The following is a 17,767-nucleotide window of genomic DNA, read 5'->3' as shown; positions in this document are numbered from 1 at the left end:
ACTTAATAGGGATTCATAGTCTATGTGAGGACTATTACTGGGTATTCGATTTTATTTTTGTCAGTAGTGATGTTCTGTACCACCTCACCTAAAAATTGATAAGCCACTCCGGAATAATTAAATTTTTCCCCTACATTAACTTTAGGAACAAATTTTGGTAATGATGATTCATTGGGTAAAGCTGCTTGGTGGGATAGAATCATACGCGCAGTTAATTGTTTATAATTGTTATGGGTTCGTATTTCTGGAGAGCCAAAATGGCCATATTTATAGAGTGGGGTATCAAATTAATTTTTCCATCTTGTGCTAATTTTAAAACAATAATACGCAAATACAGGTTTACTTAATGAGGCAGCTTCAAAATAATCGGATACCCAAAGTTGGCTGCCTTTAAAAAATCCTTTTTGGATTTCATAATTTCTCTTCGCACATCCATCCATTAGCTATAATGCTCAAGTTCATAATGATAAATGAGTGCAAAACTTAACCTATTTGTTATTATATCGAGTTAAAAAAATTATTTGTATATAAAATGTATATATATGCTGTGTGTTTGCTTCCCTCCTTATATCTATGTAAAACTTAACTTCAACAGCATTTCAGACCGCATCTGATTAGGTGGTTTTCCTTATTTTAAAGAGGCTTAGAAGGTAAGAATGAAAAATAAATCAATATTGCTTGTAGAAGATAACATTAAGTTAGCCAATTATCTCAAAGAAAGCCTACGAGAAGCAGGTTATGATGTCTCTATTGAAAAGCGCGGTGATAAGGCTGTCTATCGTATTATTCGAGAGCAACCCGATATAGTTATATTAGATATAATGCTTCCTGGCATGAATGGAGACCAAATATGTCACACCGTTAGAGAGGACTATTTGGGGAAAATACTGATGCTAACAGCCATTAATGATATTGAAAGTGAAGTATCCTCTTTAAATTTAGGAGCAGATGACTACCTAACTAAACCTGTTCCAGACGAAGTTTTAAAAGCAAGGATAGAGGCCTTGTTACGTAGACCTAATTTAGTTAATAATCAAAATCAATTTCAATTTGATAATTTTTTTATCAATTTTAGTACTAAGAGTGTTCATCTCTTTGGTGAAGAAATTTCAATAAGTAGCAGTGATTTTGAGGTTCTTGCTTTGTTGGTTAAGAATCATGATAGGTTGCTTAGTAGAAATAGCATTCAGTATGCTCTTTCTGGGCGCGAATATGATGGTGTTGACAGAAGTATCGATTTAAAAATATCACGTTTAAGAAAAGCATTGAATGATAATAGTAAAAAGCCTTATCGAATAAAAACATTTCATAAAAAGGGATATGTATTTGTATCTGAGGCCTGGAAATAAACATGCTTAATTTTTATGCCAAAACAGTTGCTAATAATATAGATCTAAGAGCATCAGGAAATGCAAATGAACCACTTTTAACTGAAAAAATAGGAAGGAAATTAGCACAGCAATATGGGTTTGAGTATGTTGAAATATCCACTAATAAAAAGAATGAATGCGAGATGTTGATTACAAAAGCTGAGCAGCTACACCATCTCGAAATCAATAATGCCGCAAGAAATCAGACTATGTGATACCGTGATAGCTTCAGGGAGATAGGAAATGAGAATCTAGATGCACAATCCTGTTTAGATCGCATTCGCGAGACATGCGGAACTACTCGCCAGAGATAACAGCGGTTTATTTTCTATATTCCGTAGAAGTATTGTAATACATCGAGCATACGACAAAATTTTTATCATCGTTCAGTTGTACTTTTAATATTTATTTAATATTTTCACTGTAAAATAGTATAAATTTTGTTCTTTTAGGGTTTTACATGTTATCTGAGCTATTTGACCAAGACTATATTAAACGGCCTATTTTAATGACAGGTACAATCAGACATTATGAAGGCTCGCCACTTATAGTAAAACCTAATGACATTAATCAATTACTTAAAGATAAAATCTGTCACAAGGAAATTCGTGGGAATAAGGTTTATAAAGTTCTTCGCTTTTTGTTAAGAACGGATGGTGAACTTGTATTTGCTCACGAAGGGTGTCCTAATGGTCTTATTCCAGCACATTGGCATATGACAGGAGCCGCCAGAGTGTTCGATGCTTCTTGTATTACTGCTGGAAATGTTTTTTTTGATGAGAATAATACTTTACAAATTATTAATCATAAAAGCGGTGATTTCAGGCCGGCATTTGATTCATTGCAGTTTGTTTTCCCTGAGTTGATTAAAGCTATTTCATTGGACAAGACGCTTGAGATTCAGAAATTATATCTCTCTGGTGCTTTGGAACAAACTTATAAAATAGCACACAAAGATATTCAAACATTTTATGAAGATCAGCAGACTAATTGCCCACAGGAAAAAATATCAACTTCTGAAAGAAAAAACAGGTTTGCTACCCTTAGAGATTTGGGTAAAAATTTTTTCTTTAGCCGTAAAAAGACCTCACAAGAAGATTTCAATCAAAATGAGCTTAAAGGAAAGTTTGAGGATGACGAAAATACAAGTCAGATATTAAAATATCCTTGCAAAACTAAAACTATTGCTGTCCGCTAAAGAGACCAAGTTTTATGAATGCGTTAGCAGTAGTTAATTAAATTATTCTGTTTTTTAAAGCTTCTTTTAAGGGGGCAGGGGAGTCAATTGAATGGTTAGCAAGAGAGCAATACTGTTCTCCTAAACAAAAAGGTTTATTCTAGCCAAGATGCTATGGGTAGGCAGTATAGCCTAAGTAGAAATCTCGCAGTACCGAAGATGGGGGACTTCATTTCATTTAGGCTATGCTGGCTGGTATTTGTTATATTATTATCTATAACCTAGGCTAACCTGCTCCTCTAATTGAACATGCGATTCTGGTGCATAACAGCGAATAACCTCCAGGATCTTATTCAAAACATCCTGTTGATTAATAGTAAAAAAGTTATAAGAAGGCGGGCTTTTTTCTTTGGGCACTTCCATAAATTCCTCATTCCAGGATTGTATTGTTTCTGGCGATAGCAGGTTATTTTCCATGAGTCGTTTCATTTCATTAAATGCTCTGATTGTCTTTGCATCCCATCGCAATCCTCTATCTAGTTCACTTGGGGGTGGTAAAATTTCTGATATACAACGAGTGAGTAAAAAAGACCATCGTTTACTTGGTTCAATAGCATGTAATAAAACATTGACTGCCTCTTTATAACGATGAAGATCCTTAATGGTTTTTTGGAGCGCATCAAGATCTTGAGCAGACCTGGAGCAGATCGCTTTAGGAACAAGTTGGGACGGCAAAGTGTTTAAAATGGCTTGAATGCATTGTGGGTGAGTTAAAACATCATCAAGGTGTAAAAGAGATTCTCCCTTATATAATGGAGTTTGAATTGCTTTTAATCTATTTTCTGGGTCGGATAAAGAGTGCAGCAATGCAGTTAAAGCTTCAGGATAACGGGTAGCTTCGATCAGAATAGGTTTCATACTTTGGTTGCAGGTAAAGAGCTTTAATTTAAATTCATCGCTTGGGCATGCATTTAAAAGAATTTGCAAGGCAGGAAGGTTACGCATAGCTCGATGTACTATTGTTTGACCAATCATTCCAGGTATGTGTAATAAGCGCATTCGCTCTTCAGGAGAGTTATATAGTTTAAAAATAACACGAAGAAACTCGGGTTTTGATGCCAATCTATGCAGTAAGGTATCCCCTCGCTGATCACGTGCTTCCAGCACTTTTTTTGCTTCTTCAAGTGAAAGAGCGGTTAATTTTTCCTCAAATAAAGCAGATTGGTCTGTAGTAATGGCATGAATTAATACAGCATTGATATTTGGCAAATGATTTTCTATGGCATCACTTAGGGCAGCAGACTGTTCTGGAGATAAAATATGTTCTTCAGTCAATAGTCTTAACTCTTCAAAAAAATTGGCATCTTTAAATTGAATGGACGAAAGCAAGGTAGCATAAAAATTAGTAGGGAATTTAATGAGCAAACTAAGAAAATCATCAAGACTACGAAGATTTATTTGTGCTAAAGATTGGCTAAGATAAGGCTGTGGTAATGTATCTATAACTTCTTGTCCATCGGTAATAATACCTTGTGGGTTACGCTCAGAGCTATATTTTAATGCAATAGCGGCTTTTGTTTCAGGCTGAATATGACAGGCAATGTCTAAAAGTTCGGCATTTTCAGCACGATCTAAAAGACTTTTTAATTGGGCCGCAGCTGTTTCAACACACCCACCTTTCTCTAGCAATACATGCAAGATTTCTGAAAGTGAGGCTCCATGAGCATCTTTAAGTTGATTTAGTTGTTGTTTGAATTCAGAAGAAAGGTGATTCCAATAAATAGTAAACCGTTTACATGCTTGATGGGCACTTTCACCAGCATATAATTGCCCTGTAATTCGTTCGCCTCCTAAAATCAATCCTTTGCATAAAGCCGATAGAGCCTCTCTTGGACTTTGTCCGAAAGAAAGTAATATATCCTGTTCCAATACTTCCCACATATGGCTATGAGAATAAATTTTAGCGGCTAGTTCTGGGTATTGTTCTTTTAAAAGAATATATATTTGTTGATGATAATGAAAAGGTAAAGACGCAATTTCCTCCAGAAAAAACAGATAATCATCAAGAACGACATAAGAGCCTAAATGATCTGGACAAGAATTTTGAGCCAGAGGATATTCTGCCAAAGATTGCTCTTGCATGAAAAAAGGTGGTTTTTGGACAAAATCATCATTACTCATATGGGATGGAACTTGTTCTTTTATTCCGATACTCCGAACTCCTTTCACTTGAGGCATAATAATAGCCAACATCTCGCTTAAGGTCCGGGGGTGAAAGAGATGCTGAACTAATTTCCAATAGATTTGATTTGCTGTGCCTAATGGTAAAGCAGTGAAACTTAATGCCGTATTAGCTAAAATCTTTTTCCGTTGATGAAAATAATTTAGAAACTCTGTTTTAAACGTTTCAGGATGTTTCATTAGCTCTTTCAGTTTCGTACACGATTCAACTAATTCTTTAATTGCTACAGCTTCTCTTAGACTGGCATAATTCGTAATGGGGGTTGGCTCGTAAGACTCTAAAAACTGTTGAAATTGCTGCAGTACCAATTCAATAAACTTCTGCTCTTCTACGTTTAACATGGGTATCCTTCATAAAATCCACAAGGTGTTCTAAATTTATCATTGTTGTTGATTTTATTCTATAATCTCATGAAATAATGTTAGAAAATAAGCGGTTAATTTATTTTATTTGCGAGTGAATATCACTAATTGTTCAGAGGGAATTGACAATAAGCTCACTTCCGCTGGCTTTAAGCAGTATGATAACCCACTGGTTTTTACTGCTTGATTATTGAGGATAAAAGATGTAGTTATTAATGATTCCCTAAATATTGGTCGAGCAAAGTGGTTTTTAGGGGGAGGACTGGAGCAACTCGACCCTTACCCGACGTAGTATTAAAGATTTCCAAACTAGAATTAGGGGTAGACCATGAGCAGAGGAGGTATAAGTGATTGACTATATGAAAGTTAATATGTGGATTATTTATATTGTTATAGCCATCGTTAGTACCGGACTAGTACATATGGTGCTTGCCCGAGTTAGCCGTCATTTAACTGAAAAAGCAGAACAACGCAAGGTGCTCTTTGCAGAAGCTTTTTTAAAGGCGTTTGCTTTACCTATGGGATTTTTAATTTGGTTTTTAGGTTTGTCTATTACTAGTACTATTTTTTTAGCTTATAAAAAGAATTCTTTTTTAATCGCCAATCTTTCTGTAATGAAGCAAATAGGTATTGTGTTTATTCTATGCTGGATATTGGTTCGTTTTATACGATGTTTTGAAGAGCGCTATTTAGTTTTTTGTGAGCAACAAACGAAAGAAGTAGATAAAACACTAGTGCATGCTACACGGCAACTGCTAACCATTGCAGTGGTCATTATTGGTCTGCTACTCATGATGCAGGCCATGGACATTCCTGTAGCTGGGTTACTTGCTTTTGGAGGAATCGGCGGAGCCGGAGTTGCTTTAGCTGCTAAGGATTTGTTGGCTAATTTTTTTGGTGGCTTGGTTATTTATCTGGACAGGCCATTTAAAGTGGGAGACTGGATTCGCTCTCCAGACAAAAATATTGAAGGTGTTGTGGAATATATTGGTTGGCGAATGACGCGTATTAGGACTTTTGATAAACGGCCCTTATATGTGCCTAACGGGATATTTTTAACTATTAGTGTGGAAAATCCTTCGCGGATGCAGCATCGACGTATTAAAACAAATATTGGCGTTCGTTATCAGGATACAGATAAAATTAATAAAATAACCCAAGAAATAAAAGCGTTTCTTTTGGAGAATAAAGAAATTGATAAATCTCAAACGGTCACCGTAAGTTTGGTTGAGTTTGGTCCTTCTTCTTTAAATATTATGGTCTCGGCTTATTGCAAAACGATAAAAGGGGCTCAATTTTATGATGTACAACACGAAATCCTGATGAAGATACTTGATATTATTGCAGGAAACGGGGCTGAATGTGCATTTCCAACACAAACTCTTTACGTACAACCAACGAATTAATGAGAAGAGGCAAATAATCTACACCTATATTTTCTGAAAAATGTTCAATAGCGAGGTAAGCACAATCAGAAAAATGGTGATGCTCCAGGCCTATTTTTGACTTATTATTTTTAATAAGTTTTCTGATATTTTCATGGGTTATTAGAACGATGTTAAAAAAATGAAAAAGTAAGTTCAGAACCCTGTTTTGATTCTATGGGAGGTTCATGAATATCTTTTATATCATAAATGATTCTATCTCGTTTAACCCAACGCTCCTCAAACCAGTGTACATAATCTATTACTTGATATCCCATTTGTTTTAATTTGGAAACACCACGTTGTTGATATTTTTCTTTTTCTTCTTGAAATATTTCTGAGGCACGTAGTAAATAAAATGGATTATCAGGAACAGCTTCCATAGCCATTTTATAATGCTGATTAATATCAGGGCTATTAATATTAAAAAAATCTTGTACATCGGCAAGTAAATAATGTGCTTTACCTAGTTTAATGCGTAGATGTTTGTCTCTAGCTCCCTCCAATAAATTAATTATCTCTTTCAATATTTTGATAAAAGCAGAGATTGCTTCCTGGTGTTTGAGCTTGTGATCTTTGATGAAAGAATGATCTGAATACGTCATTGCAATTTTCTCTCTTAGCATATCTACTTGACGCATCAAACCAGTTATAAGAGCATGTTTGTGATAAATTTGCTCTTCTTCTATATTTGAATTACATTCTCTAAGTAGTAAGAGCGCTTTGTGAATTGACGTAATATCACTTTCTTCTGGCTTATGAAGATCTATATCAGCATGAATTAACAATAAAGCATACAATCGCTTATGTGTGTATACATTTTCAAGGTTTTCCTCAGATGGATCGAGATGATAAGCAGCCTTTTTTAGCTCTAAACTTTGAAGATAGTACTGCTCAGCTGCATGCCATTGTTTATCATCCCTAAGAGGTTTTCCATTTTTATAGGCTGTTTCAGCATTCATGAAGAATTGCTCAGCAAGTTCTTTTCGTTTAGGCGATGAAAGGTGTTGTAAACAAGCATATTTTTTAAAAATATCATAGGCTTGCATATAATTATGTTCTTCAATTTCAAGATTAAATGCGGTAATAGGACTTAGCACTTCAATATTGGTATAAAATTGTTTTGCACTCTTATAGTGCATTTTATCAATATAAAATTGAGCCATGACGGCGGCGATTGGTGAGTCTTTTTGAATGAGTTCATTGCGCTCTATTTCTGGAATTTCTAACAAATATTTTAGAACTAATTTAGGATTGTTTGGTATCAAAATTCCCAATAAGTTAAATGCATCTTGGTATTTTTTTTGCTGCAAATGATGCTTAATATAATTCTCAGTATCTTGTCTGGCAATTTCGGGATCATAAACAAGTGCTCGTGCAAGATATTCGGGACGGGGATCTTTCCAAAAAAGTCGTAAAAGAAATGAAGGTTCTTGAATATTTTTAGCCTTACTCAAATAATATTGAGCTGCGGCACGAGCATATTTACTATTTGGTAAAAAACTTTCTATTAATGTGTGATTCTTATCTAAAGCATTTAAAGTATCTGCGATTATACTGTCTTCTTGAGGGTCTAATTGAGGTATAAGCTCCCATAATTTCAATTTTATCCAGCTATCGCCATAACGATGATTGGAATATAATCTTTGGAATGAACCATTAAAGCTAAGATAAGGTTCAACATTAAAGTATTCAGTTATTAACTTCTTTTGCAACTGAGCTGTAGTTTCATCATTACGTTGGTGAATGGCCATGGTGCAAATTTCAGATGACAAAGAACCGTATTTTATTGATGAGAAATCCGGCTGATTAAATTGTTTTACATACCCATAATAAGCAAGTTTATTTAAAATGAATGAGACTTTTTGTGGATGACAATTGTTACTAAAACCTAACCAACCTTTAATCGATTGAAAAGCGTACATAAACCAGTTTGTCGGCCTTATTTCATAGCCATTCGTGTAGAGATATTTTACAGAAGACACTTTTTGCCACAATTGAGTATATTCAGCTTGATTCAGTTCAAATAGCTCAACATCAGGATAATATTCCATGACTCCACGAAGATTCTCAGGGATTTTTCGGTACAATTTAGTGTTGAAGTAAAACATTAATTTTATCCATCATGGAATAAAATGGAACCAATAAGATTCGTCCTAAAGTCATTAATGGCTTTAGATCACGAAGCATAAATTGTCCCTTTTTTAAAATAATTGCGCGATTATAATCGATTCTAATTAATAATTGTATTCGTCACCAATAATATAATGGGCAAAAGTCGTTGCAAATCATCAGTCTGACACCATAAAAAGGTGAAGCTATTCGAAACCTTGATCAACCTGAAATAGGTAACCGAAATAAATATGATCATGAAATTTCAAGCAAAAAATAGCAACCAAATTTTCATTACAATCTTTATCTTTAATTTAAGGTGCTTTATGTGTCTTAAGCCGGGAACGCAGTATCGATAGTGGTTACACGTCCTTTATTCTTTACATTTTAAAGTCGTATCAGCATAATGTGTTCCAAGTTTCATACCATTGAGTTGTTCAGCAAATATTGTAAAGTTATCTTGTGAATTGGTATTCAGTATTGCGAACACAATATGGTCGAACAAATCAGCTCGTTTTTCAATTTCTTCACTGTATATCTGCGCCACTAGTTCCGGATCATTTTTAAACTCCCCACAGCCCCAAGCACCTAAAATCACATGGCGTTGTTTTTCCAAGATAAGTGTGTCGAGTTGGGCGGCTATACGTCGTCTTAAATCATCTATATATTGTACCTGTCCTTCCATTGTATATAATTCAGAAGAAAGATCTGGAGCTGCTGATCTTAATTCATAAAATGGAAAAACATCTGATTTGGGAAGAAAGGAAAAACTTTCTTTTTTGTCCGCTATACTTCTATATGTATCAAAACCACTAGTGATAAGTGGTACTTCGGGGCCTCTGAAACATATACTTGGGGTTCGGAGAAATAATACTTTATAGGGTATGATGCCTGGTTCCCCTATGGCCTGAGATTCATGAGCAGTCATTTTTATCTTAGCTTCTAAGAGCTTACTCACAGTCTCATTATAGCGAAATGTATTAGAATCTTTATCAAAGTAAATATTTTTGTCTAATAAAGTTCGAGCAGCGGTACTTCTATTCCATATATTTTCTTCTTGGGCGCTTCCTCCTTGCAAAGCCGCACCCCCAGGAAAAATTGAATTTGCCATATTGAGTACAGAATAAAGAACACCGTGTTTCTTAGTTGCTTCAAAGGTAGCAAGACCCCAATCTTTATGACTTACTTCAACTGAATGGGGTAGGGGTATTTTTTCCTGTGTCCATTGATTTAAATTAGATTGTGATTGTTTTTCTAATTCAATGAATTGATGAGGATCAAAAATGTAATCTAGTGTTTTTCCCATGTTTTTATGCCGCCACCTATTCTCAGCATAAAAAATACTTGGTTTATGAGCAGCATGCACTTCTTTAACTAAAAGAATGTCTTTTGGTATGGATTTAAATAGTGTTTTTAAAAACATTTTCTTATCCTTAATTTTCGGTACGGATTGTTTCAATTTAAAATGAAATGGAAAAAATCGTGTCACCACCTTATTATAAATTCTGGGACATCCCTGTCCACAGAATTCATTCGTCAATGCGGCATATTAAAGCGCATGCCAGTACCAATGAATTTAACATTGGCAGGAATTTACTCCCTATCCCTTGAATTGTCTGCGAAAATCACAGGCTATCGCGCCTTTCTTGGTGCGCAGCGAAAAGCTCATAATTTTCTGATTCACAACAAATACTAATTTGCGAATCAACTTCCTCTAGTATATGATTATAGATGAATCATAATGATTAAATATCAATCACAAAAGGAGATTGGTTATTATGTTCAATAAAGTCGTCAGAAGCAAATTAAATCGAAGTGTAATTGGAGCTATCTCAAAAATTGGCTTACAAGGTTTGAAACAATGGGATCCTGAGCTTGTAGAGATAGGAACAAATCAGCTATGTCGGGGAGTAACCAGAAACCAACTTCTCAATATGTTGGAAATTAATCAGCTCACTCAAATATCAAAGACAACAACCTTTGAAGATGTAGAGCATAGTGACATAGCTCGTCAAGTAATAAGAGGCGGCGATCCTAATCTTTTATCATTAACTCGTAATATGTTAACGGCTAATTGTTATGGAGCAAACAGATATTGGTTACCAAGTGATGGGGCGATTATAGTAGGATGTCTTCCTGCTGTATTCTCTAACATCAGTAAGCAAGCCAAAATGTGCCCTCAGATGTGTGAAAAAGAACAAAAGCGAGCAACCGAACTAGCGTTGAGTTCTGGTGATTATTATAAGGACGCTGTTGATGTCACTCAGCTTACCATAGAAGTGAATGAAATATGCGCAATAGTTGGTAAGCAAAAAGGGGTGCATTTTGATGGAATGTATGATGTAGATAAATGTATAGATAAGATTTATCATGTTGTTGGTACAGGAAGGCCAAAATTAGGATTAGTGCCTATGTCATCATGTTTGGTAGAAACATTTCATAATCCTGACTACCGTGAACGAGCACTTGCTGTAGAAATCGTGCTTACACAAAACCCTGAATATCTTGAAATTTTAATAGACACAATGAGAAAAGAAGGTGAGTTAGAACCGGGGCAACGTGTTTTAACTCCTGATGATGCTGCTCTAATTATGGGGGATTTAGAACTAAGAAAACTCGCGGTAGACACAGCAAGCTCAACAGGTACAAGCATTTTATCTTCTGTACCAGAAAAACTTCATGGTCCTGAGATGTTGGAATACTTAAAAAGTGAATCACTAAAAGGGCTATTACCAAAAGAATTTGGTCCTGAGGATGGCTGTTATTCACTGTAATAAATTTAATTTAGAAGTATCCGGAAGGAGTATCATCGCTGCAGATAACTATTTTATGTCTTAATTGGAGTGGCATTATCAAGAACAAAATAGCGAGCCGTTCAACAGAGCATGCCCTACAGTTCTTAATATAGATAAACACTAATAAGAAAAAGGGTTTGCTATAACATTCTGGAAGGCACCGTCAACTTAATTCAGTTTAGCTCAAGGTTAAGTTGACGGTGCCAGTCAGGCCTATTTTAAACTGGTCTATTCCTGAGTTAAGAAACAAAGCCGCGATTAACATAATCTGTTGGATATGATTTGTCCTCTTGAGCCGTTGCAACGGGCTTAAAAAAAGAAAGGGATTTACCCGCAGAGACTCTAGGTATTTTTTCATCCCATTTTCTAGAAGCAATGAGGGTATTATTTTCATAAGCCTCTAAATTGACATTTAAATAATAATAGGTTTCATCACCACGCATTTCAGATTGGGTTATTGTCTTGGTTTTCCATTCATCGCGGCTCATTACAATCGTGGTTTCAATATTGATTTTTGCCGATAAAGGATCATCATCGCGAATGCTGTATTTTTCTTTCTGAATATAGTCGGTTCTTAAACCTATATCTTTGATCAACATATCACCAGAATCTTCTATAACCGTGTAGATGACGGTATTGTCACCGAGATTTCGTTCAACGGTACGCTGGCCTGAAGCTGGACGAAAATAAATGACATCTAAAGGTGGTGCTCCATCTGCATGGCCAAAGGCAGTCAAGTGTTTGTCTTCTTCACTAGGTGTGCGTACAGGCAGAGAGAGAGAACTCGTTCCTGTTAAAATACCCAATCGAACAGGGGCCGGAGAAGGCCAAGCTAAAGGCCAGTAGTTTGTTGATATAGACAGACGGATACGATTTCCTGGTGCAAATGAATGAGCAACGTTTTTTAATGGAACGCTGACCTTTATTTTTTCCCCTGGTTGTATGGGGGTCACTTCTTCATTGTTTTTTTGATGGCTGAGATTGAGTAAACCATAAGAAACACGTGCAGAAGAACCATCTGGAAATACTTCATTTAAACGCACAGCAATAAATGCTTCTCGTTTATCCACCGTGAGCTCTAAATCGACGATAGGTGAGCCTAAAATTTCTACTGGCTTAGATAACGGCTCACTATCAAAACAAATGGAGCGAGCATCATCGAGACGTTGATCGATTGGTTTTTCGGGGCTCATACCATAACCACACCAAGCACCAGCCGTTTCGCCCACTGATTGAGGGGAAGTACCATATACCACATTTCCAAACGAATATGGAAGATCTTTTAATTGATTGGTATTGGCAAAAAATAATTGTTTTGCCTGTATGTTGTTGCTTGGCCATTGATTTTCAGCCACCCATCTTCCGGGGCGTGTCTCATAATAGGGGGCAGGCAAAATAGAGTCTTGCATCCAAACACGATACATTGGTTCATCCATAATTCCTGTTTCTATACCTTTTAACCATTTGTCCCACCAACGCAAGGCTTCATTTAAGAAGCCAATTTGTGGTCCTGGTTTGCCAAAATGTGGATATTTATGAGCCCATGGACCAATTAAACCCTTACGAGGGCTTTGCAAAGATTCAAGCATACGTGGAATCGTATTGGTGTATCCATCTGCCCAGCCTCCTATTAAATAAACCGGACATTGAATGGCAGACCAATCTTCGCAAATGGAACCTTGTTTCCAATAAGAGTCATATTGCGGATGTTGTAGCCAAGTGGAAGCGAGTAGTGTTTGATGTTCTAATCGATTTAACCATGTTTGTCGCCAATTTTCTCCTAGCAAATCTTTATCTGGCGGCCTAGACATCATGGCAGACATGGTCGCAGACCATTGAAAATTATCGTTCAATAAACAGCCGCCCATATAATGAATATCATCAGTGTATCGATTGTCTGTAGAGCAAAGTGAAATAATTGCGTGTAAATTAGGGGGACGACGTGCGGCGACTTGTAGTGCATTGAATCCGCCCCAGGAAATTCCCATCATACCTATTTTTCCATTGCACCACGGCTGTTTTTCAATCCAATTTAAAACTTCAAGGCAATCGTCTTGCTCTTGTTTTGTATATTCATCTGATAACAAACCATCAGATTCTCCAGATCCTCGAAGGTCGACTCGTATGCAGGCATATCCCTGAGCAGCAAGAAATGGGTGGGTTATTTGATCACGAATCGCAGTCCCATCACGCTTTCGATAAGGTAAATATTCTAAAATAACGGGGACAGGCAAATCTGCTTGTTGTTCTGGCAGCCAAATTTTGGCTGCCAGTTTACATCCATCAGCCAAAGGAATAAAAATATGATTAATTTCTCTAATTTTCATAGGATTTTCTCCCTATTTATCCTGTAAAAATGATCGCATTATTGTATCGATTTACAACTCCTGTCTGTCGCGAATTGTAAAAAAACAAAAACAAATTACAATTTATTTTTAATATTTACAATAACATCTTGAGCAATGTTATTTAGATGCCAGTCAGAAAAAATTCAAAACAATGGATGTAATGGTTTGGGAAAATAATAAAAACGCTATTGGATTCTATGAAAAACAAGGTTTTGAAATACAAGGTAAAAAAAATCTCAATCTTATTTAGTGGCAAAAGTTTCAATGATTATAGAATGAGTTGCGATATAGGCAAAAAGCTAGAACCCACCTACCAAGAAGGTTCTATGTGTCTTTGCATTGAATTTAGTCCACTCTAATCGTGTTCAATTTGCTAGAAAGGAATACCCGCAGGAGCAAACGAATTACTCCGATTCCTGCTGAAATTTTAGGCTTATCTGATGTGATTGTAGAAACCTTTATAATTAAACTTGTGCGCAAAGCCTGAAGAGTTATCAGGACGGAGTATGAAAAGGTATTAGTGTTTCCAGTCTAAAAAAAGATATCTGTTATTCTTTTTAAATATGCAGTTTTAGCACTTTCACAATATCCAGCATCAGCAGAAAATGCCTGTATTGAAGTGTATTTTTTGCAGGCAGTATCAAACATCACAAGCCGCTTTTGTGTCGTGAGGATTCCTGCATGAACCTTCACATGGTTACCAAGAATATCAACGACAAAGAATATTGAAATTATACTAGAGATAGATATTGCAATTTCTCAATTTGAAAGCGGCGATAATTAAAGGATATATATTTTCAAAATTTTAAGCTGTCAGTTTGTTAACATCTTCTAACGAGACATCCACTCTAGTTGGAACAGGAGACTTGAACTGACCAAATCGTTTGAGTCCTTCACGTTGTATTGTTGCTGGTGAGGGAGAAAGTCCTAATAATAGTTTTTGATAAGCAAGTACAACACGTTGAGTATAATAATCGGGATTAACAAAAGCATCTCGGGTGTTAACACTCACTAGTCGATTTGCTGACTTAAGCTCATCTTGCAATGCCTGCTGCTCAAAGACATCTCCGTTTACTGGAATAACGCGTACTATTTGCTTGCCGACATTATCATCAAAAAAGATTGTCATAGTTGATTTATCTTCCAGATTGACAGGATAGGGTTTTCCACCTGTATAAGTTTCTCCTGTCGCTTTCCAATCTAGAAATGAATCTCGCCAAGCGGCATGTTCAAATGGCTTAATGTGCGCTAATAATTCCGCTGGTGTTTGTACAACCAAATCTTCATCAATATGTAATTGTCCAGCCTTTACATCTGCAAGCTTGAACTTCTTTATGTGTGTTTTTTGGGATAACTCGTCAGTAACGGCTTTTATGTCCTTACCGAACGTTCTAAAAATGATGGTATATTGATATCCGTTCTCTTCTAATTCACGTATTAAATTGATAAACGAAGAAGCAATGCAGCCACCTTGTAGATTTTTCTGAATTTGATGATATTGTGTTTCAATGTCGACCAACAATGGGTTATTTGTTTCTTTGAGAAAGTTGATAAAATTTTTATACAAGGCATTGCGCGCAGCTTCAACAGCAGAGTCGCGCTTATCACCGGAAGCTAAGTATTGCTCTACAAACTTTTTATAGGTCATTACTTCTGTTGTTTTCTCAGGATCCCATATAGATGAATAGTTCTCAGCTAACGCCTTTAAAGTCGCTATTTCTCTGTCAACCCGCTTCTCGGAATCCCCAAGAAAAACAGTATCGTTAACATCGAAAAAACCAATAAAGTGTATATTGCGAGCGTTTTCAGCTATTTCAGCAAGGGTAGTGGGCATATTTTATCATCCTTATAAATTAGGTCTTATTATTTTTTTGAATTCAATTTCAGGGAGTTCAACCCGTTTTCTTTTGACTTTGATAGTTGGTGCAATAATTGTAGCAAGACCACTTATGATGGTTTCCCTTCTTTGCTTAATGCAGTGGCAATCAAGTACAATTTGATGTTGTTTAGTCTTTTTATGACGCACAGTCACAGTAATTTCATCGCCTAAGGCTTGCCGAATCACCAATGTCTATTTCATCAAAAGTTCGATTTTCAATATAATCCATAATCATTGCTTATGAGAAATCGATAATCACCTTCAATGCCAGCGTTTTTTCTGCATGTCCAAAAGTATCATAAGCTTCAAGAATGTTTTCAAATTTAAAATGGTGACTGATTAATGGGTGTGGATCCATCTTATGAGCACATAAAGCTTTTAATAACATAGGTGTGGATACTGTATCGACCAATCGGGTAGTAATGGTAATATTTTGTGACCATAAACGTTCCAGATGGAGATCTGCTTTGGTTCCATGTACTCCGATATTAGCAATTGTACCGCCTGCAGCCACAATATCCTCAGTAAGAACAAAAGTAGCTGGGATACCTACAGCTTCTATAGCTGTATCTACACCACTGTTATTGGTTATCTGCATCACTTTATTTGCTGCGTTACCATCATGATTATTTATAATTTGAGTTGCGCCTAAGCGTTTCGCTATGTTCAAACGATTCTCATCCACATCAATCATAATAATTTCAGCAGGAGAGTAAAATTGGGCGGTAAGTAGTGTTGCCAAACCAATAGGGCCTGCGCCTACAATAGCTACAGTGCTTCCTGGTTGTATCTTGCCATTCAATACACCACATTCAAAGCCTGTAGGTAGAATATCACTGAGTAAGACTAAATCCTCTTCATTAACTCCTCGAGGAATTTTGTATAGACTCGTATCAGCCTGAGGAATCAGCACATATTCAGCCTGAGTGCCGTCGATTGTATTCCCAAGAATCCACCCACCTTTAGTACAATGAGAATACATTCCTTTGCGACAAGGATCACATTTACCACAAGAAGTAATACAGGAAATAATTACCTTATCGCCAGGTTTTATTTCGGTTACTCCTGAACCTACATTATCCACGATACCAATACCTTCATGCCCTAAGATACGACCAGGTGTACAAGTAACTACATCACTTTTAGAATATGTAGGTCAGTTCCACAAATAGTCGTTTTTTTAAGTTTTATCACCGCATCAGAAGGGTATTTAATTGTGGGTTTGGGGCGTTCTTCTAAAGCTTTCTTTCCTGGTCCCTGATAAATTAATGCTTTCATTTTATAGACAGTCCTTGTTTGACATTTTCAATAGCATAGGTTATATCTTGTGCGATTACGAGGCTATTATTTTTTTCAAACTTTAATCGTGCGAAGTATTGCTTAGACGTACTCAACTTTAATATCTTGTGATCCTCCCTTGGATCCAGATTTTTTCGGTAAGACTACCCAAAGCATTCCTTTTTTAAAAGATGCTATAGCTTTATCTATGTCTAATGTTGAAGGTAAGAAATAACTCGTTCATATTTGCCGTAACTGATTTCACGAGATATAAATTTTTTATCCTTTACTGCTCGCCAAGGAAGGCTACAAGCCGAGGTGAAGAGACCGCGATAGCCTGCAATTTACGCAGACAGTCCGAAGGTGCGGAGTAAATCTTTCTGCAGGCGTTAAGTCATTGGTGTAGGCATACGTTTTGCTGGTTCAGAGCAATGTTCCGGAAACAGGACGCTCGCGGCCTTTAACCTGCCGCATCGGCGAGTGAGTTCTGGGGCTCGGTCGGATGTCTGAGAATTTTTAACGAGGTAGCGATACGCTTGATTTTTCGTTGAAATAGATTTTTCATCAGTAATGGTTAGGTATTATCAGAAAAAGATACTTTGATATCTTTTTCATCCGTGCCAGGCATATCCATTTGAATAGTAAATTGGATTATTATATTTATCAGCAAACATTGTTCTTATCGATAGATTCATATCAAGATAAGTATATAAACGTTGTCGATCATAACGTTAAATGGATATAATTCTTCATGTGACAGTCCCTTCTGTTTTAATATTT

14 protein-coding genes and 1 pseudogene are annotated in these 17,767 nt (G+C 36.3%); 5 read left to right on the top strand and 10 right to left on the bottom strand.

Annotation, left to right across the window (positions count from 1 at the left end; translation table 11 throughout):
- Positions 1-20 precede the first annotated feature (20 nt).
- The gene (locus Lsan_RS17590; RefSeq protein ID WP_058515428.1) at positions 21-203 is read right to left on the bottom strand and encodes a hypothetical protein; all 183 of its coding nucleotides are present in this window, start codon (positions 201-203) and stop codon (positions 21-23) included.
- A 453-nt stretch (positions 204-656) separates the two neighbouring features.
- On the opposite strand from Lsan_RS17590, the gene Lsan_RS17585 reads away from it, so the two are divergent.
- The 3 genes from Lsan_RS17585 to Lsan_RS17575 all read left to right on the top strand — a co-directional run bounded on the left by Lsan_RS17585 (position 657) and on the right by Lsan_RS17575 (position 2,568).
- Positions 657-1,349 carry a response regulator gene (locus Lsan_RS17585; protein ID WP_058515427.1) on the top strand — a complete coding sequence of 231 codons (693 nt, stop codon included), beginning with the start codon at positions 657-659 and terminating at the stop codon, positions 1,347-1,349.
- Between the two features lie 2 nt (positions 1,350-1,351).
- Positions 1,352-1,585: a hypothetical protein gene (locus tag Lsan_RS17580; RefSeq protein ID WP_058515426.1), complete on the top strand. Its 234-nt coding sequence runs from the start codon at positions 1,352-1,354 to the stop codon at positions 1,583-1,585.
- 245 nt (positions 1,586-1,830) lie between these two features.
- Positions 1,831-2,568 carry a hypothetical protein gene (locus tag Lsan_RS17575; RefSeq protein ID WP_237762195.1) on the top strand — a complete coding sequence of 246 codons (738 nt, stop codon included), beginning with the start codon at positions 1,831-1,833 and terminating at the stop codon, positions 2,566-2,568.
- Positions 2,569-2,817: 249 nt separating this feature from the next.
- Here Lsan_RS17575 and Lsan_RS17570 read toward each other — a convergent pair whose 3' ends face one another.
- Positions 2,818-5,130 carry a hypothetical protein gene (locus Lsan_RS17570; RefSeq protein ID WP_058515425.1) on the bottom strand — a complete coding sequence of 771 codons (2,313 nt, stop codon included), beginning with the start codon at positions 5,128-5,130 and terminating at the stop codon, positions 2,818-2,820.
- Between the two features lie 368 nt (positions 5,131-5,498).
- On the opposite strand from Lsan_RS17570, the gene Lsan_RS17565 reads away from it, so the two are divergent.
- Positions 5,499-6,557: a mechanosensitive ion channel family protein gene (locus tag Lsan_RS17565; protein WP_237762194.1), complete on the top strand. Its 1,059-nt coding sequence runs from the start codon at positions 5,499-5,501 to the stop codon at positions 6,555-6,557.
- A 152-nt stretch (positions 6,558-6,709) separates the two neighbouring features.
- On the opposite strand, the gene Lsan_RS17560 is transcribed toward Lsan_RS17565, so the two are convergent.
- The gene (locus Lsan_RS17560) at positions 6,710-8,686 is read right to left on the bottom strand and encodes a hypothetical protein (protein WP_058515424.1); all 1,977 of its coding nucleotides are present in this window, start codon (positions 8,684-8,686) and stop codon (positions 6,710-6,712) included.
- Positions 8,687-9,060: 374 nt separating this feature from the next.
- Complete coding sequence (locus tag Lsan_RS17555; RefSeq protein WP_058515423.1) at positions 9,061-10,110, bottom strand: poly(ADP-ribose) glycohydrolase domain-containing protein; 1,050 nt, start codon at positions 10,108-10,110, stop codon at positions 9,061-9,063.
- Positions 10,111-10,465: 355 nt separating this feature from the next.
- Between Lsan_RS17555 and Lsan_RS17550 the strand changes: the two genes are divergently transcribed.
- The gene (locus Lsan_RS17550) at positions 10,466-11,461 is read left to right on the top strand and encodes a hypothetical protein (RefSeq protein WP_058515422.1); all 996 of its coding nucleotides are present in this window, start codon (positions 10,466-10,468) and stop codon (positions 11,459-11,461) included.
- Between the two features lie 260 nt (positions 11,462-11,721).
- On the opposite strand, the gene Lsan_RS17545 is transcribed toward Lsan_RS17550, so the two are convergent.
- The 6 genes and pseudogenes from Lsan_RS17545 to Lsan_RS23205 form a co-directional block, all read right to left on the bottom strand.
- A complete protein-coding gene (locus Lsan_RS17545; protein ID WP_065236324.1) occupies positions 11,722-13,809 on the bottom strand; it encodes a CocE/NonD family hydrolase in 2,088 nt (695 codons plus the stop codon).
- Positions 13,810-14,635: 826 nt separating this feature from the next.
- Positions 14,636-15,664: a hypothetical protein gene (locus Lsan_RS17540; RefSeq protein ID WP_058515421.1), complete on the bottom strand. Its 1,029-nt coding sequence runs from the start codon at positions 15,662-15,664 to the stop codon at positions 14,636-14,638.
- A 12-nt stretch (positions 15,665-15,676) separates the two neighbouring features.
- The gene (locus Lsan_RS17535) at positions 15,677-15,898 is read right to left on the bottom strand and encodes a hypothetical protein (RefSeq protein WP_058515420.1); all 222 of its coding nucleotides are present in this window, start codon (positions 15,896-15,898) and stop codon (positions 15,677-15,679) included.
- Between the two features lie 49 nt (positions 15,899-15,947).
- Complete coding sequence (locus tag Lsan_RS17530) at positions 15,948-16,793, bottom strand: zinc-binding dehydrogenase (protein WP_237762191.1); 846 nt, start codon at positions 16,791-16,793, stop codon at positions 15,948-15,950.
- A 47-nt stretch (positions 16,794-16,840) separates the two neighbouring features.
- On the bottom strand, positions 16,841-16,987 hold the full coding sequence (locus tag Lsan_RS23210) for an alanine acetyltransferase (RefSeq protein WP_237762189.1): 147 nt from the start codon (positions 16,985-16,987) through the stop codon (positions 16,841-16,843).
- Between the two features lie 102 nt (positions 16,988-17,089).
- Positions 17,090-17,274, bottom strand: a pseudogene (locus Lsan_RS23205) (Hsp20/alpha crystallin family protein); the annotation flags it as partial.
- Positions 17,275-17,767 lie beyond the last annotated feature (493 nt).

This window comes from Legionella santicrucis (assembly GCF_001468135.1).
In the GTDB taxonomy this organism is placed as follows: domain Bacteria; phylum Pseudomonadota; class Gammaproteobacteria; order Legionellales; family Legionellaceae; genus Legionella; species Legionella santicrucis.
Note: the sequence above shows the minus strand (reverse complement) of the source record. Positions and strands in the feature narration are given on the sequence as shown.